Consider the following 26,996-nt stretch of genomic DNA (forward strand, 5'->3'; position numbering starts at 1 on the left):
TCGTGACACGCGCCGCACACTCATTGGCAACATACAGGCAAGGACCCCTTAAATGAACAGTCTTCCACCCGCAGCATTAGCCAAATACATCGATCACACGTTGCTCGCCGCCGACGCCTCCCGTGAGCAAATCCGGACCTTGTGCGAAGAAGCCCGGGAACACGGCTTTTATTCGGTGTGCGTGAATTCCGGGCAAGTGCCTTACGCGGCATCGTGCCTGAGCGACAAATCCGTGGTGATTTGTGCGGTGGTGGGCTTCCCGCTGGGTGCTGGCCTGAGTGATACCAAGGCGTTCGAAGCCCAACAGGCGATTGCCGCCGGGGCAGGGGAGATCGATATGGTGCTCAATATCGGCTGGTTGAAGGACGGGCTGCTGGACGCCGTGCGCGAAGACATTGCCCAGGTTCACAAGGCCTGCGGCGCCGTACCGTTGAAGGTCATCCTGGAAACCTGCCTGCTTGATGACGAGCAGAAGGTCCAGGCCTGTGAAATCTGCCGCGACCTGGGCGTGGCCTTCGTCAAGACATCCACGGGGTTCAGCCGCGGCGGCGCTACGGTGGAAGATGTGGCACTGATGCGCCAGACCGTGGGTGCCGGGGTTGGCGTAAAGGCGTCCGGTGGCGTGCGCGACTATCCGACAGCGTTGAAGATGATTGAGGCCGGAGCGACACGCCTGGGCAGCAGCTCGGGGATTGCGATTGTGGGTGGCGCGCTGACGGCGGCAAGTGGTTATTGAGGCGAGCATATAACTCAACTAAATAGTCATTTAGTTGAGTTATGCTTTAATCACATAAATAAAGGGCAGGGTACAAGCGTTGGGCTAATCAGGTCGTTCCTCTATAATTCGTGACCGTGCCCAACTTACAGGAGCAAGATCGCCATGGAAACAAGCACCTCCCAACGCTGGTACAACACACGTCCGGTGCCGGTCTTCATGACGGTTTTTTACTGCTCCGTCGTATTACTGCAAAGCTTTCTCTGGGTGGGCTACGTAGGACTTCCAATGGTCAGGATGGGCGATATGTCGATCCTGCTGTTTATCAATGTCTGTGCCGTCACGCTGCTGACCTTCGCAGGCGGCTTGATGCTGCTGTACAAAAAAAAGAGCAACTCGTTGTGCTTTATCCTGGCTTTGGCGTTGGGTGCGGTCTCTACACTGAGCCTGCTGAGCAGTAATTCCGTGGGTGAGGTGCTGTCGCTTCCGGTATTCAAGGAATACGCCTTGGTGTTCGGCATCTGGATTTACAGCCTGCAACTGCGTACCTGCGGCTATTACGATTCCAGTCGCGTTGCCAGTTAGTCAGCGCCGCTGAGTCGGGCAGTGTCGAGTTCGCCGGCGCAGGGCTTTACTGGCATTGCCAGTGAAGCGGATGGCACGGCTTCGCTGACTGTTTGTGAGGAGGTTATCAGCGGGTGAAAAGCAGCCTACAGAGCAGCCCAGCTCTGCATATGTAAGTTCGCATAATGTATATTATGTTAAATTATGTATTACGCTGAATAGGCTCATGCGCAGCCCAAAGCCCTGATTCGGCAATCCCACTTCCGATGTCCACTTTCTTTCACAAGTATTTTCCCCTGCCCATAGGTATGCTCCGCGTTTGTTACCAATCATTGATACCGGGATGCCGACCCAGGTCTCTGCTGCACAACCGCAGTATATGGAGCCGTATCCTCTCAAGGACGTTTGAACACAATGAGTACCACCGCGCTGGACATCTGCAGCCTGACGCCACTGCCTTACCACCAGCGTGTGGTCGATTACCTCAAAGCCCATGAACCTGTCGTGTGGGAATGGGCCTCGTCCTTGGGCGTTCAACAGGAGCATGCTCAAGATGTGCGCGCGCAATTGCTGCGTGACACTTATCGCCTGAGCCCCGAGGCCCATCCGCAGGCCTATCAAGCCTGTGAAACAGCGCTGCAGTGCTTGCAGATCAACGCACCCGCAACCCTTTACCAGGCTGGCGACGGTGCGATGAATGCGAGCCTGTATTACCTGGCCGGTGAAGTGCATGTGGTGTTTTACGGACCGATTCTTGAGCGCCTGGATGCTCAGGAGTTGCTGGCCTTGCTCGGGCATGAGTTGGCCCATTACCGCTTATGGTCGGAGCACAATGGCGACTTTCTCACCGCCGAGCGGATTCTTAATCATGCCATGGCCGATGTGAATACGCCGGCCAGCCTGGAACAGACCGCACGTCTCTATAGCCTGCACACTGAAATCTATGCCGACCGCGGTGCCGCCCTGGTTGCCAATGGTCCAGAAGCGTCGATTACGTCTCTGGTCAAGATTCACACCGGGATTATCAGCGTTGATGCCGCCAGCTACTTGAAGCAGGCCCGTGAGCTGGACGGCAAGGATGCACCGTTATCCCAGGGCATTTCCCATCCGGAGACGTTTCTACGCTCCCAAGCGATAGACAGCTGGTGGCAGCAACTCCCGGATACGGACAACTGGCTGGATCGCCGCTTGCGTGGGCCGTTGTCGCTCAATCGTCTGGACGTGACCGATCAGGTCGAGTTGACCGCCCTCACCCGCAGTTTTATTGCCCATTTCATCGACACGACCGTGTTGCAATCGGAGGTTGTGCTCAACCAGGTGCGCGGTTTCTTTCCGGACTGGAAAGACAACGAAACGCCACTTGACCTGGCGACGCTGAATGCCCAGCGTATCGACACAAGCATCCATGAATACCTGCACTTCATCATGCTTGACCTGGGCCTGGTGGACCGCGACCTGCGGGATGAAGCCCTGCTGCACGCCGCGCGCACCGCCAAGAAACTCGGCAGCGCCGATGACTTTGTCAACGTGCTCAAGCGCGATATCAAACTACCAAAACGTGAGCTCGACCCGATCGTTCGTGCGCTCAAAGCGGAGGTCGACACATGGACCCAGTAATCCAACCCGTCACATTCACTGAGTTACTCAATAGCCACGATGGCGCTGCAGTACCCATCGACGATGTGTTGTTCCTGGCGCTACCGCTGCTACGCCAAGTGGCGCAACTGCATGAACTGGGGCGTGTCGCCCAGCTCAGTTATTTCGATGTGATACAGGGGCCGGAGCGCACGCTGCAATTGCGCAATCCCGAGGGTATACCTGCGCGACTGGCGATGGACGCGATCAAGCAGGTGCAGCCCAATGCGGAATCGGCGCTCAACGTAGTCGGCAAAGTCCGCCTGACTCGGGATTCGGAAAGCGGCGTGGCCATTACTGACCTGCAAGTCCAGGAAGATCTGCATCAAACCATCGACCACCCGGTCTTCCTCCCTGACCTGCACAGTTGGGAGCATCGCCTCGGGCACCACGATGAGATCACCGACATATTCCAGCTCGGCCAATTATTGGCGTGCCTGGCGTGCGGGCTGGATTTCGCCGATATCAATGACCTCAAGACATTTGCCCGGCATCGTCGCAATCTGTTCCAGCTCAATGGCCGACTCAACCCGGTGCTGGCCAACCTTATCGTCGAGATGACTGAGCTCAACCGCCATGAGCGCGCCACTGATGTGGGCTCGCTGGCACGCCGCCTGGAGTCCTGGCGCGAACAGCCGGCCAGCCTGGATGTCGAGCGTGTGTTGGCCCAGGCCGAAGGCCCGGCTTCGCGGCGCACCGTGGTGCTGGAACATCTGCGCAACCGGTTGTTTGACCTTTCGCGTCGCAATCGCCTGCTGTATTTCCGGCCGACCCAGGCCAACGTCAACTTGACCGTGGCCAGCGTTCCGTTGGTGATGCGCATTGAAAGTATCCGGCCCGAAGCGCTGTGCACCTGGCAGCCCAACTTCGGCGGATTCTCCGAACAAGTGCTCAGCGGTAAACCTGTCGGCCTGCAGCAATGGCTACGGTTCGAAGACCAGGCCTGGCTGCAGGCGTCCCTGGAGCGCATCATCCAGGAAACCCGCCGCGACCGCGCCGAATTCGGCTTCAGTAACCTTCGCTTGGTGGTGGCGTTCATGCGCTGGCACAACCTCAAGGACACGCCGGAAGAACGCATCGTCACCCCGCTGCTGTGGTTGCCGGTGGAATTGAGTCGCAAAAAAGGCGTACGTGACCAGTTCGTGTTGCAGTGCGACGAAACCGAGGCCGAATTCAACCCGGTACTGCGTCATCAATTGCGTCAGCTCTACGACATCCAGTTGCCGGAAACCGTCGACCTGCAAAAGACTTCGCTGGAAGACATCCACGCTGATATTGCGCGCCAGATCAAACTGACCGAACCCGGCGTCGAGTTACGCCTGCAAAGCAAACCGCAAATCGAACTGATCCACCAAAAAGCCGTGCAGCACCTGCACCACTTCCAGCGCCGTCGTGCCCGCCAGCGCATGTCGACGCCTTTGACGAAGCCGGATTTCAGCTACGATCGCGAAGATTTCCGTCCCCTGGGCCTGCAGTTGTTCCAGCAGAAGGTGCTGCCCAGCGAGTTGCCGCTACGCCTGGCCGTAGGCGCCAAACCCGTTCCGCGCAACCAACACCCGCAGATGGTTGCCAGCAGTGCCGAAAACAGCACCTTCGCCCTGCCCGAGAACCAGGGGCATCGCTACGCCTGGGACATAGACCTCACCCAGGTGACCCTGGCCAACTTCAATTATCGCAAGATGTCGCTGGTGCGTGACTATGCACAGTTGATCGACGAACCGGCGCAGAACGAAGCGTTTGACCGGATGTTCTCCATCGAGCCTCGGGACGTCGAGGTCCGGGCCCCCGACCCGATCCCGTTGCCCGAACAGTGGAACGTGGTGGCGGGCGACGCCACGCAGAATGCGGCCGTCAGCCTGGCCCGTACCGGGCGTAACTTCATCATTCAGGGCCCCCCAGGCACCGGCAAATCCCAGACCATCACTAACCTGATCGCGGACTACGCCGGTCGCGGCCTGCGAGTGCTGTTTGTCTGTGAAAAACGTGCGGCGCTGGACGTGGTGTTCCATCGCCTGCAGCAAAGTGAACTGGGTGATTTGTGCTGCCTGATCCACGATTCCCAGACCGACAAGAAGGCCTTCGTGGGCAACCTGCGCGAGTGCTATGAGCGCTGGATCGCCGGCGATGCGCAGTCGTCGCAGTTGCAAGCCAGGCGCGACACCTTGCTGGCTGGCCTGAGCCAGCAGCTGGGCTTGATAGAGCGTTTTGAACAGGCAATGCGTGGAATGCCGGAGTCCTTGGCATGCTCGGTACGCGAGCTGGTACGTCACTTGATCGAACTGCCGCCCGTTGCTGCCACGCTGCCTCCCGAAGCATTGGAACGTTTGCCCGAATGGCGTCACTGGCAAGCACAAAGCGAGCTGACCGGTCGCGTCTATCAAGCGATTAAAGAACGTTTCGGCCTCGACAGCTTCGCACGTCACCCTTTCAGCCATTTGGCCTCAAGCCTGATTACCCACGAACATGCGTACGGCCAACTCAAGGCGTTCCTGGATGAAGCCGGTGGGCTGATCGACAGCGTCGAGCAATGCCTGGAGTCATCGTCGAGCCTGTTGTCCGCGGACACTCGCCTGGCGGACGCGTGCGTGCTGACCCAGGCCGCCGAACAATTGACCAGCGCCAACCTCGCAGCGCACCTCGACCTACTGGAACCGGGCTCATCAGGCGCCCAAGCGTTGCACGCCGAGCAGGCGGCGTTGCAAGCACTGGCCGTACAGCAACACAACGCCCGTGAATCCAACCACCACTGGCGTGAAAAACTCGCGCCCCAGGACACCCAGGCTGCCATCGATCTGGTACAGCGGCTGGAAGGCTCGCTGCTGCGTTGGCTGCAACCCGCCTGGTGGCGGCTGCGCGGTGAATTGCTCCGGCGCTACGACTTCAGTCAGCACGCGATTCGACCAACTTTGCGCAGCGTGCTGGACAACCTGGCCGACGAGCATCGCGCTACTGCCCAAGTGCACGCCGAGCAGCAACGCTTGCAAGGCCGTTATGGCATTCCGGATATCGACCTGTTCGTGCACAACCTGCAAGCCTTGCTCCAGCAACTGAGCGCATCACCGCTGTTGCGCCAATGGGTTGAGGGCCTGCGAGGCAATCCGGACGCCCTGCCCGGTCTAAGCCAGGAGGCCAGCTTGCGCCAGCCGGTAGCCCGCCTGGCCGAACTGGTCGCTCGACATTGTGTGTTCGACCCGGCGCTGAGCCTGGGCGAGTTGGCCGAGTACCTGCGCGACCTGCGTGAAGAACTCGACGAATTGCCCGACACCCTGCCCCTGCTCAATGAGCTGCACCAAGCCGAGCCTGTCTGCCTGGCGGTCGTGCAACAGTACGCCTTGGCGCAACGCGCACTGGACGGTTTGATTGCCCAGGAAAACCTGACCCGCTTGTACCGCGCCAATCCGCAACTGGCGCGCTTCGACGGCCCGGCCTTGAGTCTGGCCGCGCGCCAGGTCAGCCAGGCTGAATGCAACCTGCTCAAAAGCAATGCCCAGGTGCTGAGCGCCACGTTGCACCAGCGTTTTCTGGAGCATGTGAAGCAATCGGCGATGTCGGTGACGCAACTCGACGCCCAGGCCCGTGAGTTCAAGAAAGCCTACGCCAAAGGCCGCCGTGAATTGGAACATGAGCTGGGCAAGACCATGCGCTATCGCTCCATTCGCGAAATGGCGAGTGGCGACAGTGGCCGCGTGATCAACGACCTCAAGCCCATCTGGTTGATGAGCCCGCTGTCGGTGTCCGACACCCTGCCTTTGACGCCGGACCTGTTTGACGTGGTGATTTTCGACGAAGCCAGTCAGATCCCCAGCGAAGAAGCCGTGCCTGCACTAAGCCGTGCGCAGCAGGTAATTGTGGTCGGTGATGAGATGCAATTGCCACCGACCAACTTCTTCTCCAGCGCCGGCGACCAGGACGATAACGAACTGATTGCCATGGAGGATGGCGAACAGATCGCAATCAACCTTGATGCCGACAGCCTGCTGAGCCAAGCCGCGCGAAACTTGCCGGCAACCCTCCTGGCCTGGCACTACCGCAGTCGCCACGAAGCCTTGATCAGTTTTTCCAACGCGGCGTTCTACGAAGGGCGGTTGATCACCATTCCCGACCGTCGTATCGAGCGCCCTGCCCCGGCCCAGACCGCACTGGACTCCACAGACGCCCAGGCAGTCATCCGCGGCGCCGACACGCTGCTCGACAGCCCGATCAGCTTCTTGAAGATGAGCGACGGTGTCTACCTCAGCCGCAGCAACCTGGCCGAAGCGCGGTATATCGCTAGCCTGGTGCGGGAGCTGCTGCAACGTGAGACTGGACTGAGCCTGGGGATCGTCGCCTTTTCCGAGGCCCAGCAAGGCGCCATCGAGCAAGCCCTGGAAGACTTGGCCAGCGGCGACTCGGCCTTTGCCACACGGCTTGAACGGGAATACGTGCGCGAAGATGCCGGGCAGTTCAATGGCCTGTTCGTCAAGAACCTGGAGAATGTCCAGGGGGATGAGCGTGATGTGATCATCCTGAGCATTTGCTACGCGCCAGGACCGAACGGCAAGATGCTGATGAACTTCGGCCCGATCAACCAGCGCGGTGGGGAAAAACGCCTGAATGTGATCTTCAGCCGCGCGCGCAAGCGTATGGCGATTGTCTCCAGCATTGAGGCAGAGGCTATCACCAACACCCACAACGACGGTGCCGCCGCACTGCGTGCGTTCCTGCAGTTCGCCCAGGCCAGTGCCAGCGGGGATGCGCCACGTTCCCAGGGTATCCTCGCCAACCTCAATCCAGGTGCCAAGCAGTCCTTTGCCGTCAGCCTGCCCAAGGACCACCTGCGCGGCGCGCTCGCTGCCGCGTTGCGCAAACGTGGGCATTCGGTTGAGGAATATGTCGGACGTTCGCAGTTGCGCTGCGACCTCGCGATCAGTGACGCCAGTGGTGAACACTTCAGCGTCGGCGTACTGCTGGATGGTGATATGGCGGCCGCCGCTGATGTACGTGAGCGCTACATCTTCCGTCCGACGGTACTGCGCAGCTTCGGTTGGAATATCATCGACGTGCTCAGTAATGACTGGCTGCGCGACCAGGAAGAGGTGCTCAATCGCATCGAAGCGTTGCTAAGGGGCGAGGACGCCGCTGCACTTCCAGAACCGGAACAGCCAGAGGAAGCCATCGAGATCCAAGCCCAGCCGCCAGTCCCCCCTGAAGCGACACCCTTGATGCGCGAGTTCACCTTTGGTGAAGGCAATTCCAACAAGTTCTGGCGTATCGGCATCACCGAGGCTGAGGTGGTGGTGAATTTCGGTCGTATCGGCACCAAGGGCCAGACCCTGATCAAGTCCCTCGACAGTCCCGAACGCGCCTTGCGTGAAGCGCAAAAGCTGATCGCAGAGAAACTGCGCAAAGGGTATCAAGAGCAGGCGGGTTCAATCGCCCCGCAGTGAGCTGGGTCGGTCCAGCATGAATGAGACAAGCGCGTTCAATTTGAACGCGCTGCAGCCACTTTTTCTGAATCCTCCTGCGCTCCGCCGCTCAAACAGATACCCCCGTCGGTCACTTGCCTTGAGGAAACATCCATGTTTGAAAAGCCGCACTACCTCGTCAGCTTCATCCTCGATAACCAACCACAAAGCCGAACGCTCGAGCACGATGCGCATGACCTTGATCCGCAGTTGGCGCAGACTCTGCTCAAGCAGCGCTTCCCTGAACTCAAGGATGCGCCGTTGAGCGACGTTCAGGTGCAAAAGCGCACCAAACCCGTGGACGAAGGCCATGACGTTCCCGGCCACTACAAGCAGCCATAAATGGGTCTAGCGCTGGCCGTCTCAGTCGATCGGGCCAATATTGATCGTACGGTCAGCGCCCAGCCCCTCGACCTTGGCGAGGACGTCGCTGGGCGTGCCTGCGGAAAAATGCACCACGTAGCCCATGCCGCTGCCATCTTCCTCGACCGAGGTGACCCACAACTCGACCTCGTCGGCGGCCAAGCCGATGGCGTTGCCGATCTGGCGATTGCGCTGGCCGGAATCGTTGTCGTCCAATGGGTAGCTATTCATCGGTAAACCTCCTCGTTCGTGGATTGACGCTGTTACCTCCATGGACGCCCTGGGCCGTGGACGGTTCGTTTTTTCTGCCGGTCGGTGGCCAACTGCACCGCTCATCACCCGAACCGTGTTTTTTTACAACCTTGCGGATTTTTCAGGGTTCAAAAACAGGTGTGTCGACCCTTACATCACTGATTTGCGGAGGATTCATGAACCACGCCACCACGAATTTGCCTTGCGCGTGCCCTGACTGCAGTTGCCATGTCGCCGAGGACACGCGCTATCAGCGCGACGGCAAAGCCTATTGCAGCCAGGCATGTGCCGACCTGCACCCGGCCGGGCAACCGTGCCCGTCGGATACCTGCCATTGCGAACGCGGTATTGCGCTGGAGGAACGCAGCATCAGCGATTCGAAACTCGATGAGGCCGTGGAAGAAACCTTCCCGGCGAGCGATCCGATTTCGCCTTGACCTGGCATTACACTAAATTGGGCTATTGTGGCGAGCGGGCTTGCCCCGCGTTGGGCTGCGAAGCAGCCCCAGTAAACAGAATGCGGTGGATCAGATACTCCGTAGAGGCTGGTTTGGGGCTGCTTCGCAGCCCAACGCGGGGCAAGCCCGCTCGCCACAAGGGAACTCGCAAGCTTTTAAGAGTTATAAAGATACCTATGGCTATCGCAGGCAAGCCAGCTCCCACAGGGTTCTGCGCTTGGCTGACTGGCATTAGCGCTTGCTTGACCCAGCGCGGGGCAAGCCCGCTCACTACGGTTATGCGTAGGCTGAAGATTCATACGTCAGCGTTTGCTGGTGCTGAAACGTCATCATCTCGCGTTCGTCTGCATGGTAATCTCGCACCACCATGAATAGACATTGATCGTCATGTGACGATGACCAGAACCAGGAAAGAACATGCCAAAGATTTCTCACTCAGCCCTGCGCCGCCAATTCCGTGAATTGCTTGCCACCCCAATTTGCGTAGAAACCGCCTCCGTTTTCGACCCGATGTCCGCGCGTATCGCCGCCGACCTGGGTTTCGAGGTCGGTATCCTCGGTGGTTCCGTGGCCTCGTTGCAGGTCCTGGCGGCGCCGGATTTTGCGCTGATCACCCTGAGTGAGTTCGTTGAACAGGCCACCCGAATCGGGCGCGTGGCCCAGTTGCCGTTCATTGCCGATGCCGACCATGGCTACGGTAATGCGCTGAACGTGATGCGTACCGTCGAAGAGCTCGAGCGCGCCGGCGTGGCCGCGTTGACCATTGAAGACACATTGCTGCCTGCTCAGTTCGGGCGTAAGTCCACCGACCTTATCTCGATTGAAGAAGGCATCGGCAAGGTCCGCGCGGCGCTGGAAGCGCGGGTTGATCCGCAACTGTCGATCATCGCCCGCACCAACGCCGGTGTGTTGCCGACCGAAGCAGTCATTGAGCGCACCCTGGCCTATCAGAAAGCCGGCGCCGACGGGATCTGCATGGTCGGCGTGGCCGATTTCGAGCATCTGGAAAAAATTACCGAGAACCTGACGGTGCCGCTGATGCTGGTGACCTACGGCAATCCAAAGCTGCATGACGCGCAACGCCTGGCCAGCCTGGGCGTGCGTGTGGTGGTTGCGGGCCACGCGGCTTACTTTGCCGCGATCAAGGCGACCTATGACAGCCTGCGCGCCCAGCGCCAGCTGACCCATAGCACCTCAAACCTCAGTGCCACCGAGCTGACGCACACGTACACCTTGCCGGAAAGCTACGTGGCGTGGGCTGAAGAGTTCATGGATGTAAAAGAGTAACCCCCTGCCTCACAAAGAAACCGGGCCGGCTCCGCGCCGGCCTGTGTTAAGACGTACCCATCGCTCAACCTCTACCCTCCTCCGCGTTCGCCGCGCCGCTCGGCGGCTTTTTCCTGTCGCTATCTCAAATTATTCCCACATCGCAGGCTGTGCCTCATCGCGTAAGGTCACGCTGGCTGGACACTTCTAACCAGATGCGTCAAGAAACAGGAGCGCTTCATGCCACCCGAACCCCTCGAAGGCGATCCCGGCGGCCGCGATGACCGCTATCATCTACCGTCAACCCCGCTGATTATTCCCGACGTCCAACTGCCGTTCTCAGCCCCGCCGCTACGTTCCGACACGGATCACCTGCGCACCCATGCGCTCGCCTGGGCGCAGCAATACGGCTTGATTGGCCGCCGCGGCGCACATCGACTGGGCACCACGCCTCTGCTCGATCTGGGCATAGCGCTGTGCGGCGCAGCGCCCACGGATCGCGCAGAGGTGCTGGTGTGCTGGTACCTGTGGGCGCTTATCCTGGATGACCGCATCGACGACGGGCCATGGGCGGAAAACGGCGCATTGGAACGTTTCAACGCTGCCGTGCAGGCCGTCACCGAGGCCGATGGCGCGCCAAGCCACCGATTTGACGACCCGATGCTCGTTGCCTTGGCCGATGATCTGTGGCCGCGCACCCGTTGCTGGGGCGGCGAGCGTTGGCGGCATCGGCTCGTGCGGCATCTGGGCCGGCATCTGCAAGCGCAGGCAACGTTGGTGCAGGTGCGTGAAACCGACGGGACGCTCACGTTGGCCGAATATCTGCCGTTGCGCCGGGATTCGTTTGGCGCATTGTTCTTCTTCGATCTGATCGACGGGGCCGAAACACTGGACCCTTATCTGCATCCGGAGTGCGCCGAGGGGTGGGACCGACTACGTGAACACAGCGCCGATATCATCGCCTGGACCAACGATCTCCATTCAGTTGCCAAAGACGTGGTGTGTGGCGAGCGCTTCAATCTGGTGTCGATACTCGCGGCTGCGACTGGCTTCGATTGGCCTGCCGCGATCAACTCCGCGCATCAGCAGGTGAACAAGGCCGTCGAGCAGTTCACTGCAGTAGCCGCTCGACGGGTCAATCAACGGTCATGCGCCGCAACCGACCCGGAGCGCCTGAGCCAGGTGGTACGCGCGGCCGGCGACTGGCACCGAAGCGTTTCCCGCTATCACCTGCATGCCGCCGGCACAACGACGCAGGCCAGCCGGCGGGTGGACCTGCAACTCACCCCGCCGACGCTCAAATCCCGGCAGTTCGAAATCGATCCCTACCCCTTGTATGAGCGTTTGCGCACCACGCTGCCGATCGTCTACGACGAGCCCACCGATGTGTGGCTGGTCAGCCGGCATGTGGACGTCAAGGCTGCGCTCACCCACCCTGGCGCAAGCAGCAACAACTACGCCTGGCAGATTGGCCCGCTGCTGGGGCACACGATTGTCGCCATGGACGGCTGCGAACACGCCCGGCACCGGGCATTGCTCAGCCCGGCGTTCCGCAGCAAGGCACTCGCCCTGCTCCAAGACTCGATCATTTCGGTGACCACTGACCTGCTGACGCCGATGCACGGCCGTTCCCAGGTCGAGCTGATTGCCGATTTCACCGCAGCCTTGCCGGTGCGGGTGATGGCACGCGTGCTGGGCCTGCCGGCCGAAACCAGCGAGCAGGTGGCGCAGTTGAAGCGCTGGTGCGCCATCGGCTTCGCTTACATGGGCAACTACCGGCAGGATCCGGCCCTGTTGAGCGGCGGTTTATCCAACCGGGACAGCTTCTACGACTTCATCCAGCCCCACATCGATGCTCGCCGTGCGCAGCCCACCGACGACTTGATCTCGCAGCTTCTGGCGGCACGCATTGACGGCGAGCCCTTACCCGAGACATTGGTGCGCGCGTACTGCGCGATCCTGATGACGGCAGGCAGCGAGACCAGCCATGGCGCACTGGCCAATCTGCTGGTCAACCTGTTGAGCGAGCCCGGCGTCAAGGAGGCGGTGATGGCCAATCCCGAGCTGATGGACAACGCGCTTTGCGAAACCCTGCGACGCAACCCGCCCCTGCAACTGGTCCTGCGGGAGGCCCGTGAAACGCTGGAGCTGCCGTCAGGAACGATCCCCGCCGGCGCGACCCTGGCGTGCCTGATCGGCTCGGCCAACCGTGATCCGGACCAATTCAGCGAACCGGACACCTTCAACCTGTCTCGTGCCCACCAGGAAGCAAACCATTTCGCTTTTGGCGCGGGCCGGCACTTCTGCCTGGGCTCCCTGCTGGCACGGATGGAAATCACGATTGGCGCTCGTATGCTGCTGCAGGCCTTTCCCAACATACGCTGGGCGCCAGGCTTTGAGCCCACGGAATGCGGGTTTCTCAACCGCGGCCCCGATCGACTGGAGGTTGCACTATGACCACCCCTTTCCTCGCCGAGGAACCTGGCTACACCAGCAGCTATCTCGGTGACCAGCATGCGGGTCAGTTGGCACGGCTGCGCACCCTGGAATCGGCCTTTGATCCGCTGAGCCAATCGGTATTCGAGCAACTGGTTCTTCCGGCCAGGCCTGCCATTCTGGACCTGGGCGCAGGTGCCGGATCGCTCGCCGCCTGGCTGGCCCGGCGATATCCCGACGCAAGTGTCACAGCCACCGACATCGATACGCGCTTGCTCATGGATTTACCTGGCATCCACGTGGTCGCCCACAATGTCGTCACCGACGATTTTCCAGCGGCCTCGTTTGACGTCGTGCACGCCCGGGCGCTGCTGTGCCATCTCGCCGAGCGCGAAGACATATTGACGCGAGCCATCACCTGGCTTCGTCCAGGCGGCTGGCTGGTGATTGAAGACGTGAGCCTGCAACCGAGCTTGAGCACGGAGAACCCGTTGTTGCGCAAAGTGGCCCAGGCGGGTGTCACTCTGTTGGAGCAGTCCATTGGTTCCGACATGCGCTGGGCCGATACCCTTCCCCGCCAGCTCCGTGAGCGCGGGCTCTCGAACTGTGCGCATCGCACCCTCGAAGGCCGGATCGGCGATGGCAGCGCAGCCGATACCTTCTGGGCCACAACCACCGCACAGGCGGTGCCCGCGCTGCTGAAACTCCAGTTGCTCACCCAGCAAGACCTTGATGCGATGGCCAACCTGCGGGCCGATCCAGGGTTCACCGAAGCGGCTTTGACCTTGGTCAGCGCCTGGGGGCAAGTGCCCGCACTTGACAGGAACGACGCAGCACCGAGGGCATTACACAATGAACCATGATGTCGTGCTGGTTGACGCGCAGGATGTACCCATCGGTGTGTGTGACAAACGCGTCGCGCACCTGGGGTCGGGACAGCGCCATCGTGCATTTTCCGTGCATCTGATCGACAGCGCCGGGCGGCATCTGCTGCAACGTCGTGCTGCGGGTAAAATGCTTTGGCCAGGTTTCTGGTCGAATGCTTGCTGCAGCCACCCGGCGCCTGGCGAGCGCATTACGGATGCCGCGTCCAGGCGTCTGCGCGAAGAACTGGGCATCGTTGCCTCCTGCCGCTTTCTGTACAGCTTTGAATACCATGCGCACTTTGGTGACATTGGAGCGGAACATGAGCTTTGCCATGTATTGGTGGCTCAATCCGACGCACCGGTTTTACCGGTTGCCGAGGAAGTCAGTGAGACCCAGTGGATGACCCGTGCACAAATATCGGCGCGCCTTTCGGATCCGCAGGCGCCATTCACACCCTGGTTTCGAATGGAATGGCGCAGGCTTTTATCCGAACACCCGTCGTTCGATACGCCCACCCCGCGGGCGTAGCCTTATAAAACGGTGCCGATGAAGCCGACCGACAACGGCGTCGGCCAGCGCTATCGCTTCAGCCCACCCAGCCGACCGCCGTTTTGGGAATAACTTCGGACTCGTCCAGCTTGGATGCAAACATGCTCACGGCCTCCACCGCATCACTGGTGCTGGTGCGAATCTGCAGAATCACCGAACCCGCCTGATCAGCCAGGTTCACACCGCGTTGCGCGCCTTCCTGGGTGGCGTTCATGCTGGTCACCGCGTCGCGGGTTTCCGACAGGATCATGCCGATCATCTCGGCAATTTCCGCCGTGGAGCGGCTGGTGCGCCCGGCCAGTTGCCGGACTTCATCGGCCACCACCGCGAAACCGCGCCCTTGATCACCCGCGCGCGCTGCCTCGATGGCCGCGTTGAGTGCCAACAGGTTGGTCTGGTCGGCGATGCCACGAATGGTATTGACGATGGCGGTGATCTGCTCGGAACGATCGCCCAGCTGCCCCACCAAGCGTGCCGAGGCGCCGATGTTGTCGGCGATGCGGCGCATCTCGCTCGCGGTTTCCTGGATTACCTGGGTACCGTGTTCGGCGAAACGCTCGGTTTCCGAGGAAATATGGTACGCCCTTGAAGCGCCGCGCGAGTCTTCCTCGAACTTCTCCACGCGTTCGGTGATGTCGCTGGCGAACTTGACGACCTTGATTAGCTTGCCTTCGCCGTCGAAGACCGGGTTGTAGCTGGCTTCCAGCCAGACCACCCGGCCATGCTTGCCGATGCGCTTGAATTGCCCGGTGAAGAATTCACCGTTGTTCAAGCGCCGCCAGAAATCCGTGTATTCATGGCTGTTGACCAGGGTCGGTTCGCAAAACAGACGATGGTGCTTGCCTTTGATCTCCGCCAGCGTATAGCCCATTACGTTCAGGAAGTTCTCATTGGCATCCAGCACCTGGCCAGTCAGATCGAATTCGATAGCAGCCATCGCGCGGTCCAACGCCGTGAGTTTGCTGCGGGTCGCGGCCTCCTGTTCCACCTTGGCGGTAACGTCCAGGGCGTACTTGACCACTTTCAGCACCTGGCCACGCTCATCCAGCACCGGGTTGTAACTGGCCTCCAACCAGAGGGTCCTGCCGCTGGCGTCCACGCGCTTGAAGGTGCCGGAGACGAATTTTCCGGCTTTCAAATCACTCCAGAACTGACTGTAGGCCGGGCTGCCGGTCAGCGCCGGCGGGCAGAAATCACGGTGGGATTTGCCGGCCAGTTGCACGGCGCTATAGCCCAGGGTCTTGAGAAAATTGTCATTGGCGCGCAGGACCTTGCCATTGAGGTCGAATTCGACCACGGCCATGGAGCGTTCCAGTGCAGCGATCAATCCCTTGTAATCGGAGACTTCGGCCGTCCTGGCCGCCAGTTCTATTTTTAGTGTTTTGTTGAACATGACGTACCCTCAGCCGTGCGAATAACCTTTCTCTAATCAGGCTATCGGCGCCGGAATACGGGACTTTACGCAACTAAAATGATTATTTTCTGGCGTCAAAAAACCAGGGCGGTTTGCCCCTGCGACTGTTTTCGGGGACCATGGGCGCCTTCTTTTTTCCGTCAACGCGAGGCGCCCATGGCCAACCACGACCTGCACTACACCCCGGACCCCGATGCCGACTCGATTTCCTCCGATGTGATCGGCTTCAACGGCATCCTGGTATCTACCCAGATCCCGACCCGCGCCGACGGCAGCCTGGAGCTGGGCGACATCACCCTGCAGAGCGAATGCACCCTGCAAGCGCTGAAAGTCGCCCTGGAAAAGGCCGGCAGCGCCATGGACCGGGTGATGCACCTGACCATTTATCTGACGGACATGGCTGATCGCGCCGCCTTCAACGAGGTCTACAAGCGCTTTTTCGCCAAGCCCTGGCCCGTGCGCGCGGCGGTTGGCGTGGTAGCGCTGGCAGTGGAAGGCATGCGCGTGGAAGTGACCGCGATGGCGGCCAAGGCCTGAGTTGATGCCGGTCAGGCATTTCACGGCTACAATGCGCGCCTCAACCGTGACAAGCCTGACTAAAAAAACTATGTCCCTGCCCAAGCATCACCTGGAATTGCTCAGCCCTGCCCGCGATGTCGCCATTGCACGCGAGGCTATCTTGCATGGCGCCGACGCCATCTACATCGGCGGCCCGAGCTTCGGCGCGCGCCACAATGCCTGCAACGAAGTGAGCGAGATCGCCTCCCTGGTGGAATTCGCCCGTCGCTATCACGCGCGCGTCTTCACCACGATCAATACCATCTTGCATGACAACGAACTGGAACCCGCGCGCAAGCTGATCCATCAGCTCTACGACGCAGGCGTCGACGCGTTGATCGTGCAGGACCTGGGCGTGATGGAGCTGGATATTCCGCCCATCGAGCTGCACGCCAGCACCCAGACCGACATTCGCACCCTTGGCCGCGCCAGGTTTCTCGACCAGGCCGGCTTCTCGCAGCTGGTATTGGCCCGTGAGCTGAACCTGCAAGAGATCCGCGCCATCGCCGATGAGACCGACGCCGCCATCGAGTTCTTCATCCACGGCGCCCTGTGCGTGGCGTTCTCGGGCCAGTGCAACATCTCCCACGCGCAAAATGGCCGCAGCGCCAACCGTGGCGACTGCTCCCAGGCCTGCCGCCTGCCCTACACCTTGAAAGACGACCAGGGCCGCGTCGTGGCCTTTGAGAAGCACCTGCTGTCGATGAAAGACAACAACCAGAGCGCCAACCTGCGCGCCCTGGTCGAAGCCGGCGTGCGTTCGTTCAAGATCGAAGGCCGCTATAAAGACATGGGCTACGTGAAGAACATCACCGCCTACTACCGCCAGCGCCTCGACGAGATCCTTGAGGACCGCCCGGACCTGGCCCGCGCCTCCAGTGGCCGCACCGCGCACTTCTTCCTGCCCGATCCGGAAAAAACCTTCCACCGTGGCAGCACCGACTATTTCGTCAGCGACCGCAAGATCGACATCGGCGCCTTTGACACCCCGACCTTTACCGGCCTGCCGGTGGGTGTGGTGGAAAAAGTCGGCAAGCGTGACCTGCAGGTGGTCACCCATGAGCCGCTGTCCAACGGCGACGGCCTGAATGTGCTGGTCAAGCGTGAAGTGGTGGGGTTTCGCGCCAACATTGCCGAGCCCAAGGGTGAGTTCGACGAAGACGGCCAGAAGCGCTACCGCTACCGCGTCGAGCCCAACGAAATGCCGGCCGGCCTGCAGCAAGTGCGCCCGAACCATCCGCTGAACCGCAACCTGGACCACAACTGGCAACAGGCCTTGCAGAAGACTTCCGCCGAACGGCGCATCGGCCTGGCCTGGGTGGCGCGCTTGCGTGAAGACCGGCTTGAAGTCACCGCCACCAGCGAAGAAGGCGTTTGCGCCAGCGCTACCCTGCCCGGCCCGTTTGGCGTGGCCAACAAGCCGGAACAGGCGCTGGATACCCTGCGCGACCTGCTCGGCCAATTGGGCACCACCGAATACCACGCGACAGACATCGCGCTGGATGCGCCGCAGGCGTTCTTCATCCCCAATTCGCAGCTCAAGGCATTGCGCCGCGAAGTGATCGAAGCGCTGACCGCCGCCCGTGTGGCCGCTCACCCGCGCGGTGGCCGCAAAGCCGAAACCTCGCCACCGCCGGTGTACCCGGAAGCGCATTTGTCGTTCCTGGCCAACGTCTACAACCAGAAGGCCCGCGACTTCTACCACCGTCACGGTGTCAAGCTGATCGACGCGGCCTTCGAAGCCCACGAAGAAACCGGCGAAGTGCCGGTGATGATCACCAAGCACTGCCTGCGCTTCTCGTTCAACCTGTGCCCTAAACAGGCCAAGGGTGTCACGGGCGTGAAAACCAAGGTCGCGCCAATGCAGTTGATCCATGGCGATGAAGTGCTGACCCTGAAGTTCGACTGCAAGCCGTGCGAGATGCACGTGGTAGGCAAGATCAAGGGGCATATCCTTGGGTTGCCGCAGCCGGGCAGTGCCGTGGAGCATTTCAACCCGGAAAATATCATCTTTCAGGGCACGCACTGACCCTGTGGGAGCGGGGCCATTTCCAGCCCCGCTGCAACCCCGCTGCCGCCAGCAGGATCGCCGCCACGCCCAGCCATTGCAGCCAGCCCAGCCGATGCCCGAACGCGATCCAATCCACCAGAATCGCCGCAATCGGATAGATAAACGACAATGCGCCGGTGATCGCCGTCGGCAGTTTCTGGATCGCCCCGTACAACAACACATACATCAATCCGGTATGCACCACGCCAAGGGTCGCCAAGGCCGCCCAGGCATCGGCGGACGCCGGCAGGCTGTTCCAGGGCACCAGCGGCGCCAGTAGCAACGCACCGGTGATTACCTGGATCAACGCCATCAAATGCGGCGGCACCGCCTTCAAGCGCTTGATGATCAACGCCGCCACCGCGTACAAAAACGCCGCCCCCAACGCCAGCGCGATACCCGCCAGATAATTCCCGCCCCCCGTCTGCTGTTCGCCATGGGCGCTGACGATCGCCAACATGCCGAGAAACGCCACGCTCAGCCACGCGAGTTTCTGCAGGGTGATTTTTTCATTGAGAAACACGGCCGCCAGCATCACCAACATGAACGGCTGCACGTTGTACACCGCTGTGCTGATAGCGATCGACGCATGGGAATAGGATTCGAACAGCAGTAGCCAATTGCCGACAATCGCCACGCCACTGAGCATGGCCAGGCCGAGCCTGGCCCAACTGAGCAGTTCCAGGCGCAGATAACCCAGCCAGGCGCATACCAGCAGCAAGGTCAGCGCGCCGATGACGCAGCGCCAGAACACCACCTCGATCACCGACACGCCGGACACCAGCACAAACCAGCCGATAGTGCCCGAAATCAGCATGGCGGCGACCATTTCCCACGAACCGCGACGGATGGATGTATCCATGTTTGAGGCTCCTCAAGTGAGGCTCAAGTATGGCAATCTGCTGGGTAGCAGCTCCAGCGACTAAAAAAGGCAAAATCCGGAAATCACCTTTACTTATTAGGTTGAAAACATGATCGACACCATTGACCAGCAACTGATTGCCGCCTTGATGGACGACTCGCGCCTGTCGCTCAAGGCACTGGCGGGTATCACCGGGCTGTCCTCGCCCAGCGTAGGCGAACGACTGCGGCGTCTTGAAGAGCGCGGCGTGCTGACCCACTACACGGTCGACATCGACCCCAGGCATTTCGGCTACCTGCTGCAAGCCATCGTGCGCATACGCCCCCTGCCCGGCAAACTGCAGGAGGTTGAACGCCAGATCCAGGCGATCCCCGAATTCACCGAATGCGACAAAGTCACCGGCGAGGATTGCTTCATCGCGCGCCTGCATGTGCGCACCATGGATCACCTCGACAGCCTGCTGGACCGCATCAACGCGTACGCCGAGACCAACACCGCCATCGTCAAGAAAACCCCGGTGAAGCGACGTTTGCCGCCGTTGGCGGAGTGAGTTCGGGGCTCCCTGTGGCGGACGGGCTTGTTGTGGCGAGCGGGCTTGCTGTGGCGAGCGGGCTTGCCCCGCGTTGGGCTGCGAAGCAGCCCCAAAACCTGCTCCCGTGGTGTATCTGGATAAACGCGGTGATCTGGCTAGGGCCGCTTCGCGCCCCAACGCGGGGCAAGCCCGCTCGCCACAACAAGCCCGCTCGCCACAACAACCCCCCTCACCACGACAGCTCGGCTCGCCGCAGGATTAACTGCGTAAGTGAGGTAACACAATGACACTGAACTCAACGCGGCTGAGGCGCCACCGCTGCTAGCGTGAAAGCTCCTATTCACTTACAGGAGCAACGGATTGCCTCGCCAGCCAAACTCTCATCTGTTACGTCGCGGTCGTTACTCAGAATGCGGCCGCGCTTATCTGGTCACCGCCGTGGTGCATCAACGCCAGCCCTTGTTCAGGGATTTTCAGTTGGGGCGGTTATTGGTCGCTGAGTTCAAGCGAGCCCATGACGCCGGGTTAGTGACCTCCCTTGCGTGGGTAGTCATGCCAGACCACTTTCATTGGCTATTAGCCCTCAATAGCACGACGCTTGCCGGTGTAATGCGACAGACCAAGTCACGCAGTACCTTGAGCATTAATCGAGCCCGCTGCAGCCGGGAAAAATTTTGGCAGCGTGGCTATCACGACCGGGGCGTGCGCGCGGATGAAGATCTTTTGAAAATGGCCCGTTACATCGTCGCCAACCCATTGCGTGCCGGCTTGGTTGAGCACATTGGCGATTATCCATTGTGGGATGCCGCCTGGTTATGACTTGGGCGGAGGATTGCTGTGGCGAACGGGCTTCCTGTGGCGAGCGGGCCTGTTGTGGCGAGCGGGCTTGCCCCGCGTTGGGCTGCGAAGCAGCCCCAAAACCAGCCCCCGTGATGTACCTGGATAAACGCGGTGATCTCCCTGGGGCCGCTTCGCGCCCCAACGCGGGACAAGCCCGCTCGCCACAACAGGCACTCTTGCCACAAGAAGCTCACTCGTCACGACAAGCAGCACCTTGTTGCCATCGTCAATCGTGCAGCGCCTTGGCTGCCGTGAGTAAGCCCTGGAATTTTCGGTAGCGCGCTTGCAGCACCGCTTGCTGCCTGGCATCGGGCAAATACCGCGTCTTCACAGGCAAGCCCGACCGCAACAACACATCCCCCTGCCCGATCGCCAGGAACCCCAGCTTCGCCGCGCCAATGCACGCGCTCAACTCACTGCCTTGCAGCGTAAAGATCTCCCGCTGCAGGATATTGGCCAGCAACTGCGCCCAGTATTCACTGCGAGCTCCGCCGCCCACCAGGGCGCACGCTGCTATGTCGGCACCGGCAGATTGCACGGCTCGCAAAGCGTCGAGCAGGCCAAAGCCCACGCCTTCCATCACCGCATAGCCGAGCATGGCTGGGGTGCAGTCATGGCCCAGCCCCATGAAACCACCGCGCAACAGCGGGTCGTTATGCGGCGTACGCTCGCCAGCCAGATACGGCAGGAATAAAGGCGTGGTCAACGGCACCGCCTGTTCGATAGGCAGCTGCGCTTGCACCTGATCCAGCAACGTCTGCTCGTCCGGCTGGCCGGTCAGCCGCATGACCCAGCGCAGGCAACTGGCGCCGGCCAGCATGGCGCCCATGGTGTACCAGCGGTTGGGCAACGCGTGGCAAAAGCTGTGCACGGCACTGGCGGGATTGCCGGCGGCATGATCGGTGATCGCGACGATGGCCGCGCTGGTGCCCAGCGTTATGAACCCATCGCCGGCATTGATCGCCCCGATCCCTACGGCAGCCACCGGATTATCGCCACCGCCGCCCGCGATCACCACATCCGTCGACAGCCCCAGGCCGGATGCGGTCAGACAAGCACTCGCGGTCCCGCCTTCAACCAACCTGGGCATCTGCTCCGGCGCAAGGCCGGTGGCACGCAGCATCGGGCTGAACCATTCACGGCTTGCCACATCCAGCCACAACGTACCCGCGGCATCGGACATGTCGCTGATGCGTTCGCCCGTCAGGCGCAGGCGCAGATAATCCTTGGGCGACAGCACACACTCAATCGCCTTGAACACCTCGGGTTCATGGTGCTGCAGCCACAGCAGTTTCGGCGCCGTCAGCCCCGCCATGGGCAGGCTGCCGGTCACCTCGGAAAATTCGGCGCCCAGTTGCTCTGCCTCGGCGACAGCGCGCGAGTCGTCCCACAGGATCGCCGGGTACAACACGCGGTTGTCGGCGCCCAGCAGCACCGCACCGTGCATCTGGCCGGACAACCCGATACAAGCGACCCGGGCAAACGCAGCATGCCCGCGCAATTGCGCCAGCGCCTGCAGACATGCCTGCCACCAGTCTTCCGGCGCCTGCTCCGACCAGCCGCTGTGGCGCCGCGATACACTCAAGCGCACGCCGGCGTGAGCCAGCACCGTGCCATCGAGGTCCATGAGGATGGCCTTGAGTTCCGAGGTGCCGAGGTCGATGCCGAGGGAAACAGGAGTGTTCATACGCACTTTTCCAAAAATCAAATACAGCCACAGGAATGACGCAATTGCAGGGCAGGTGCCAGGCGTACGCTCTGGGGGGGCGCGCCGGGACAAGCCATGCGTTGCAACAGCAGGCCGACGGCACGCGCGCCGAGGGCCTGGACCGGTTGAGCGATCAGGGTCAGGCGCGGCTCGAAAAAATCCGCCCAGTCAAAATCGTCAAACCCGACCAGGGCCATCTGCTCCGGCACGGCGATGTGAGCGTCACGCAAGGCGTGCATGGCGCCGAGGGTCATCAGGTTGTTGCCGGCCATGATTGCGGTGGGCGGCGCAGCCAAACCCAGCAACCGCAGCGTGGCCTCCCGCGCCGGCTCAGTGTTGGAACCGCCATTGACCAGCAGGTGTGGATCAAACGCCAACCCCGCCGCCTGCAACGCGGCGCGATATCCCATCACCCGCTCATCGGTGGTACTGAACCCCTCGCGCCCGGCGATAAAGCCGATCCGACGGTGACCATGAGCGATCAAGTGTTCAATAAGCGCCTGGGTGGGCTGTATGTTTTCCACCCCGACCTGGTCAAACGCCGCGCTCATCATGCGGTCCACCAGCACCGCTGGAATCTCGTTGGCCCGCAGGTACTCCAGCGCCTTTGAGCCATTCGACGGCGCCAGCACAATCCCGTCGACCCGCCGATGATGCAGTGCCGTGACCACCCGCAGCTCCTGCTCCGGGTCGTCATGGGTGTCGACAAACAGCATCATGTAGCCGTGCCTGGCGCACTCGGTCTCTATTGCGTGCACGGTTTCGCTGAAATAATGGTTGGACAGCGCCGAGATCGCCACGCCAATCGTGCTGGTGCTCGACCGCGCCAGCGAGCGCGCCAGGGTATTGGGGATGTAGCCCAGCGCCTGGATCGCCTGCTGCACCGCCTGCACCGTCGCCGGGCTGACCTTGCGGGTGCCGTTCAGCACATGGGACACCGTCGATGTCGATACCCCCGCCCTGCTTGCCACGTCGTCCATGGTGACCACGGCGCTGTCCTCTCAACCAATCAACGTTTACTCGACCAGCCGCTGTACGTACCGACGTTGTCACGGGTGATCAGTTTCGGCGTGAGCAGGGTCACCGCTTCGGCCGGGGCCTTGTCGTTGAGAAGGTCATTGCCCACATTCACGGCGGTCTGCGCCATGGCCCACGGGTCCTGGCTGGCGGACGCCTGGATCTGCGTGTCGGTTTTCAGCGCATTTTCGATGTCCGGCGCGCCGTCCACCGAGGTGATGATGATGCCGCTGCGCTTGAGCTGCTTGGCCGCCAGGTCACTGCCGATGGCTTGCGGGTCGTTGATCGCGAACAGGCCGTCGATTTTCGGGAAGCGCGTGAGGTAACCCTGCATGGCATTCAAGCCGCCTTCACGGGAGCCCTTGGCGTCCTGGTCATCGGACAGCACCTTGATGTCCGGCGCAGCGGCCAATGCCGCCTTGCAGCCCTTGACGCGATCGGTCACGGCGGTGACCTGCGGGCCGTTCTGGATGATCACGTTGCCCTTGCCCGCCAGCTTGTCCACCAGGTACTGGCAGGCCAGCTTGCCGGCTTCGACGTTGTCGGTCTGCACCGTGGCGTTCACCCCCTTGGCGTCCACATCCACGGCAACCACCACGATGCCGGCGTCACGGGCTTTCTTGATCGCAGAAGCCATGGCGGACGGGTCGACGGCGTTGATCAAAATCAGGTCGACCTTGGACGAGATGAAGTTGTCGATCTGCGAGAACTGCTTGCTCAAGTCATAGTCGGCCGATACCGAGGTGACCTTGACGTTGGGGTTCAATTCCTTGGCCCGCGCCGTGGCGCCGTCGGCCAGGGTCACGAAATACGGGTTGCCCAGCGAGCCCATGCTGATACCGAGGGCCTTGAGCTCGCGCGCTTCGACGGCCTGGGACATCAAGGCAGCCAGGGCCATAACGGGGAAAATGCGTTTGACGTTCATGCGGTTCTCTCTCTTGTGATTGTTGTAGGAGTGAAATCAGGTCCGCGCACCGGACTGGCGATAACGATCCAGTGCCACCGCGCCAATGATCACGATGCCCTTGATGATGTACTGCCAGATGTCCGATACCCCCAGCAGCACCAGGCCGTTGGTCAGCACCGCGATGATCAGCGCACCGATCAGCGTGCCGCCGATGGTGCCAACACCGCCGGTAAAGCTGGTGCCGCCAAGGATGACGGCGGCAATCGCATCCAGTTCATAGGACTGGCCCAGTTGCAGGCCGTTGGCGGCGAACAGGCGCGAAGCGCTCATCACCGCGCCCAGCCCGGCCAACGCGCCAGACATGGCGTAGACAAACAGCAGCACTTTCCACACCTTGATCCCCGACAGCCGCGCCGCTTCCGGGTTGCCGCCCACCGAATAGATCTGCACACCCATGACCGTGCGGCGCAGGATGAACCACGACAGCGCAACCACCGCCACCGCAATCACTACCAGCCACGGCACGCCAAGGATCGAGTCATTGCCGATAAACGCAAACGGCAACTCAGGGTTGAATACGGTTTTGTCGTCCGCCAACAGGCGTGCCAGGCCGCGCATGGCCGTCAGCGCACCCAGGGTGACGATAAACGGCGGCAAGCGCATGAAGGCAATCAACCCTCCGTTGACCAGTCCCAACAGCAAGCCGAAGCCGATCCCCGCGGCAATCCCGAACATGCCGAACTGCGGCGACATCGAGGCCTGCAACGCCACCACCGCCGACGCGGCAAGGATCGCCCCCACCGACAGGTCGATGCCCGCCGTGAGGATCACAAAGGTCATCCCCGCCGCCAGCACCACGTTCACCGAGGCCTGCTGGGTGATGATCGACAGGTTCTGCATCGTCAGGAAGTTCTCGCTGGCCAGGGCAAAGCCCACCAGCAGCAGGATCAGCACCGGCAACATGCCGACTGTGCGCATCAATTCGCGTGCGCGTTCTGCTTTACCGATTGTCGCTACATTCAACTCAGCCATGGGCAACCACCTGATCGCCACCGGTGGCGAGGTCAATAATGCGTTCCTGGGAAATAGCGTGGCCTGAGGCCCCGCCGACTTCTGCGACTAGCTGGCCTTCGCGCATGATCAACACGCGGTCGCAGGTGCCGATGATTTCCGGCAACTCGCTGGAGATCACCACAATGCCGACACCGGCCTGGGCCAATTGATTGATGATGCGGTAGATCTCGGACTTGGACCCGATGTCCACGCCGCGCGTGGGCTCGTCGAGGATCAGCACATGGGGCTTGACCTCCAGCAGCCGTGCCAACAGCACCTTCTGCTGGTTGCCACCGGACAGTGCGCCGACATTGACCTTGCCCGACGCCACGCGGATCGACAGTGACTTGATCGCATCCGTGGCGCGCTGTGCGGCATGCGCCCGATCCAGCACGCCGCCGGCATGGGCATCGGGCACACAGGCGCAGACATTGATGTTGTCCGCCACGCTCATGTCCAGGAACAGGCCCTGGGCCTTGCGGTCTTCGGTGAGGTAAACCACGCCGGCGTGAATTGCGTCCGCCGGGGTGCGCAGTTGGGTGACGGTCTTGCCGACCACCTCCAGGGTGCCCGAGGTGCGCGGGTCGGCGGCGAAGATCAGCCGTGCCAGTTCGGTGCGCCCTGCTCCGACCAGGCCGGCAATGCCCAGCACTTCGCCGGCGTGCAGGTCGAAACTGCAGTTGCGCACGCGCTTGCCATCGGCCATGTCGCGCACTCGCATCACCACGTTGCCGGGGTTGTACGCAGCGTGTTCTTTCTTGTAGAACCCCGACAGGTCGCGGCCCACCATCATCTTGACCAGCACCTCGGCCGACAGCGCTTCGCGGGTCAGTTCGCCGATGTACTGGCCGTCACGCAGCACCGAGACACGGTCCGCCAGCTCGTAGATCTCGGCCATGCGGTGGCTGATATAGATGATTGCCAACCCTTGGCCGCGCAGCTGTTTGATCAGCGCGAACAAGCGGTCGGTCTCGCGGGATGACAACGGCGTGGTCGGCTCGTCCATCACCAGGACCTTGGCGTGGGCATGCAAGGCGCGGGCAATTTCCACCAGTTGGCGCTCGGCAATCGACAGGCTGCTGACCCGCGTCGCCGGGGTGAACTGCGCGCCAAGGCGTTGCAGCACTTCGATGCACCCCGCTTCCATGCCCTTGCGGTCGATGGTCCAGCCACGCCGCAGTTCACGGCCCAGGTAAATGTTCTCGGCCACGCTCAGGTTGGGGCACAGGCTCAGTTCCTGATAGATCACGGCGATGCCGAGGGCTTTGGCGGTGGCGGGGTCGAAGGTGGCGACAGGTTCACCGGCAATGCGGATTTCACCGCCGGGGTCGGCTTGGTAGGCGCCGGAGAGGATTTTCATCAGGGTAGATTTGCCGGCGCCGTTCTCCCCCATCAAGGCGTGGATTTCGCCGGGGTAGACCTTCAGGCCGACATTCTTGAGCACGCGCAAACCGTTGAACGTTTTGCTGATGCCCTGCATTTCAAGCAAGGGTTCAAGGCTCATGC

The 26,996-nt window shown here is 61.3% G+C and carries 22 protein-coding genes; 14 read left to right on the plus strand and 8 right to left on the minus strand.

Annotation, left to right across the window (positions count from 1 at the left end; genetic code table 11):
- Positions 1 to 52 precede the first annotated feature (52 nt).
- The 5 genes from deoC to H0Z09_RS07905 all read left to right on the plus strand — a co-directional run bounded on the left by deoC (position 53) and on the right by H0Z09_RS07905 (position 8,700).
- Positions 53 to 736, plus strand: coding sequence for a deoxyribose-phosphate aldolase (gene deoC, locus H0Z09_RS07885; protein WP_186689382.1), 684 nt, complete (start codon positions 53 to 55; stop codon positions 734 to 736).
- A 144-nt stretch (positions 737 to 880) separates the two neighbouring features.
- Positions 881 to 1,300 carry a hypothetical protein gene (locus H0Z09_RS07890; RefSeq protein ID WP_186689383.1) on the plus strand — a complete coding sequence of 140 codons (420 nt, stop codon included), beginning with the start codon at positions 881 to 883 and terminating at the stop codon, positions 1,298 to 1,300.
- Between the two features lie 393 nt (positions 1,301 to 1,693).
- The gene (locus H0Z09_RS07895) at positions 1,694 to 2,896 is read left to right on the plus strand and encodes a M48 family metalloprotease (protein WP_186689384.1); all 1,203 of its coding nucleotides are present in this window, start codon (positions 1,694 to 1,696) and stop codon (positions 2,894 to 2,896) included.
- Complete coding sequence (locus tag H0Z09_RS07900; RefSeq protein WP_186689385.1) at positions 2,884 to 8,340, plus strand: WGR domain-containing protein; 5,457 nt, start codon at positions 2,884 to 2,886, stop codon at positions 8,338 to 8,340. The genes H0Z09_RS07895 and H0Z09_RS07900 overlap by 13 nt, the downstream gene beginning before the upstream one ends.
- A gap of 132 nt (positions 8,341 to 8,472) precedes the next feature.
- The gene (locus tag H0Z09_RS07905) at positions 8,473 to 8,700 is read left to right on the plus strand and encodes a hypothetical protein (protein WP_186689386.1); all 228 of its coding nucleotides are present in this window, start codon (positions 8,473 to 8,475) and stop codon (positions 8,698 to 8,700) included.
- Positions 8,701 to 8,721: 21 nt separating this feature from the next.
- On the opposite strand, the gene H0Z09_RS07910 is transcribed toward H0Z09_RS07905, so the two are convergent.
- Positions 8,722 to 8,952, minus strand: a complete 231-nt coding sequence (locus H0Z09_RS07910; RefSeq protein WP_186689387.1) for a hypothetical protein — start codon at positions 8,950 to 8,952, stop codon at positions 8,722 to 8,724.
- A 197-nt stretch (positions 8,953 to 9,149) separates the two neighbouring features.
- On the opposite strand from H0Z09_RS07910, the gene H0Z09_RS07915 reads away from it, so the two are divergent.
- From H0Z09_RS07915 to idi, 5 genes are all read left to right on the plus strand, one after another.
- On the plus strand, positions 9,150 to 9,410 hold the full coding sequence (locus tag H0Z09_RS07915) for a metallothionein (RefSeq protein ID WP_186689389.1): 261 nt from the start codon (positions 9,150 to 9,152) through the stop codon (positions 9,408 to 9,410).
- A gap of 438 nt (positions 9,411 to 9,848) precedes the next feature.
- A complete protein-coding gene (locus H0Z09_RS07920) occupies positions 9,849 to 10,718 on the plus strand; it encodes an oxaloacetate decarboxylase (RefSeq protein ID WP_186689391.1) in 870 nt (289 codons plus the stop codon).
- A gap of 219 nt (positions 10,719 to 10,937) precedes the next feature.
- On the plus strand, positions 10,938 to 13,154 hold the full coding sequence (locus H0Z09_RS07925) for a cytochrome P450 (protein WP_186689397.1): 2,217 nt from the start codon (positions 10,938 to 10,940) through the stop codon (positions 13,152 to 13,154).
- The gene (locus H0Z09_RS07930) at positions 13,151 to 13,996 is read left to right on the plus strand and encodes a class I SAM-dependent methyltransferase (RefSeq protein ID WP_186689398.1); all 846 of its coding nucleotides are present in this window, start codon (positions 13,151 to 13,153) and stop codon (positions 13,994 to 13,996) included. Before H0Z09_RS07925 ends, H0Z09_RS07930 begins: the two co-directional genes overlap by 4 nt.
- 4 nt (positions 13,997 to 14,000) lie before the next feature.
- Entirely contained in the window at positions 14,001 to 14,528 is a 528-nt protein-coding gene (gene idi, locus H0Z09_RS07935) for an isopentenyl-diphosphate Delta-isomerase (protein ID WP_346656787.1), read from the plus strand.
- Positions 14,529 to 14,586: 58 nt separating this feature from the next.
- On the opposite strand, the gene H0Z09_RS07940 is transcribed toward idi, so the two are convergent.
- Positions 14,587 to 15,942, minus strand: a complete 1,356-nt coding sequence (locus tag H0Z09_RS07940; RefSeq protein WP_186689402.1) for a PAS domain-containing methyl-accepting chemotaxis protein — start codon at positions 15,940 to 15,942, stop codon at positions 14,587 to 14,589.
- Between the two features lie 177 nt (positions 15,943 to 16,119).
- Here H0Z09_RS07940 and H0Z09_RS07945 point away from each other — a divergent pair, with 177 nt between their 5' ends.
- Both H0Z09_RS07945 and H0Z09_RS07950 read left to right on the plus strand, forming a co-directional pair.
- Positions 16,120 to 16,500, plus strand: a complete 381-nt coding sequence (locus tag H0Z09_RS07945) for a RidA family protein (protein WP_186689404.1) — start codon at positions 16,120 to 16,122, stop codon at positions 16,498 to 16,500.
- Positions 16,501 to 16,570: 70 nt separating this feature from the next.
- On the plus strand, positions 16,571 to 18,550 hold the full coding sequence (locus H0Z09_RS07950) for a U32 family peptidase (RefSeq protein ID WP_186689406.1): 1,980 nt from the start codon (positions 16,571 to 16,573) through the stop codon (positions 18,548 to 18,550).
- Here the strand turns inward: H0Z09_RS07950 and H0Z09_RS07955 are convergent.
- A complete protein-coding gene (locus H0Z09_RS07955) occupies positions 18,528 to 19,433 on the minus strand; it encodes a DMT family transporter (RefSeq protein WP_186689408.1) in 906 nt (301 codons plus the stop codon). The two genes, H0Z09_RS07950 and H0Z09_RS07955, sit on opposite strands and share 23 nt — an antisense overlap.
- A gap of 109 nt (positions 19,434 to 19,542) precedes the next feature.
- Here H0Z09_RS07955 and H0Z09_RS07960 point away from each other — a divergent pair, with 109 nt between their 5' ends.
- The gene (locus tag H0Z09_RS07960; protein WP_186689410.1) at positions 19,543 to 19,983 is read left to right on the plus strand and encodes an Lrp/AsnC family transcriptional regulator; all 441 of its coding nucleotides are present in this window, start codon (positions 19,543 to 19,545) and stop codon (positions 19,981 to 19,983) included.
- 342 nt (positions 19,984 to 20,325) lie between these two features.
- The gene (locus tag H0Z09_RS07965; RefSeq protein WP_186689412.1) at positions 20,326 to 20,784 is read left to right on the plus strand and encodes a transposase; all 459 of its coding nucleotides are present in this window, start codon (positions 20,326 to 20,328) and stop codon (positions 20,782 to 20,784) included.
- A gap of 247 nt (positions 20,785 to 21,031) precedes the next feature.
- Here the strand turns inward: H0Z09_RS07965 and xylB are convergent, their stop codons facing one another.
- From xylB to H0Z09_RS07990, 5 genes are read right to left on the minus strand one after another with little or no spacing between them, the layout of a single operon-like run.
- On the minus strand, positions 21,032 to 22,492 hold the full coding sequence (gene xylB / locus H0Z09_RS07970) for a xylulokinase (RefSeq protein ID WP_186689415.1): 1,461 nt from the start codon (positions 22,490 to 22,492) through the stop codon (positions 21,032 to 21,034).
- 17 nt (positions 22,493 to 22,509) lie between these two features.
- Positions 22,510 to 23,502 carry a substrate-binding domain-containing protein gene (locus tag H0Z09_RS07975; RefSeq protein WP_186689417.1) on the minus strand — a complete coding sequence of 331 codons (993 nt, stop codon included), beginning with the start codon at positions 23,500 to 23,502 and terminating at the stop codon, positions 22,510 to 22,512.
- A 20-nt stretch (positions 23,503 to 23,522) separates the two neighbouring features.
- Positions 23,523 to 24,455, minus strand: a complete 933-nt coding sequence (locus H0Z09_RS07980) for an ABC transporter substrate-binding protein (RefSeq protein WP_076954828.1) — start codon at positions 24,453 to 24,455, stop codon at positions 23,523 to 23,525.
- A 36-nt stretch (positions 24,456 to 24,491) separates the two neighbouring features.
- Positions 24,492 to 25,469 (minus strand): ribose ABC transporter permease, encoded by a 978-nt coding sequence (locus H0Z09_RS07985; protein WP_076954829.1) that lies wholly within the window; start codon positions 25,467 to 25,469, stop codon positions 24,492 to 24,494.
- The gene (locus H0Z09_RS07990) at positions 25,462 to 26,994 is read right to left on the minus strand and encodes a sugar ABC transporter ATP-binding protein (RefSeq protein WP_186689419.1); all 1,533 of its coding nucleotides are present in this window, start codon (positions 26,992 to 26,994) and stop codon (positions 25,462 to 25,464) included. Before H0Z09_RS07990 ends, H0Z09_RS07985 begins: the two co-directional genes overlap by 8 nt.
- Between the last annotated feature and the right edge of the window lie 2 nt (positions 26,995 to 26,996).

This window comes from Pseudomonas sp. SWRI18, from assembly GCF_014268345.1.
Classification (GTDB): Bacteria; Pseudomonadota; Gammaproteobacteria; order Pseudomonadales; family Pseudomonadaceae; genus Aquipseudomonas; species Aquipseudomonas cedrina.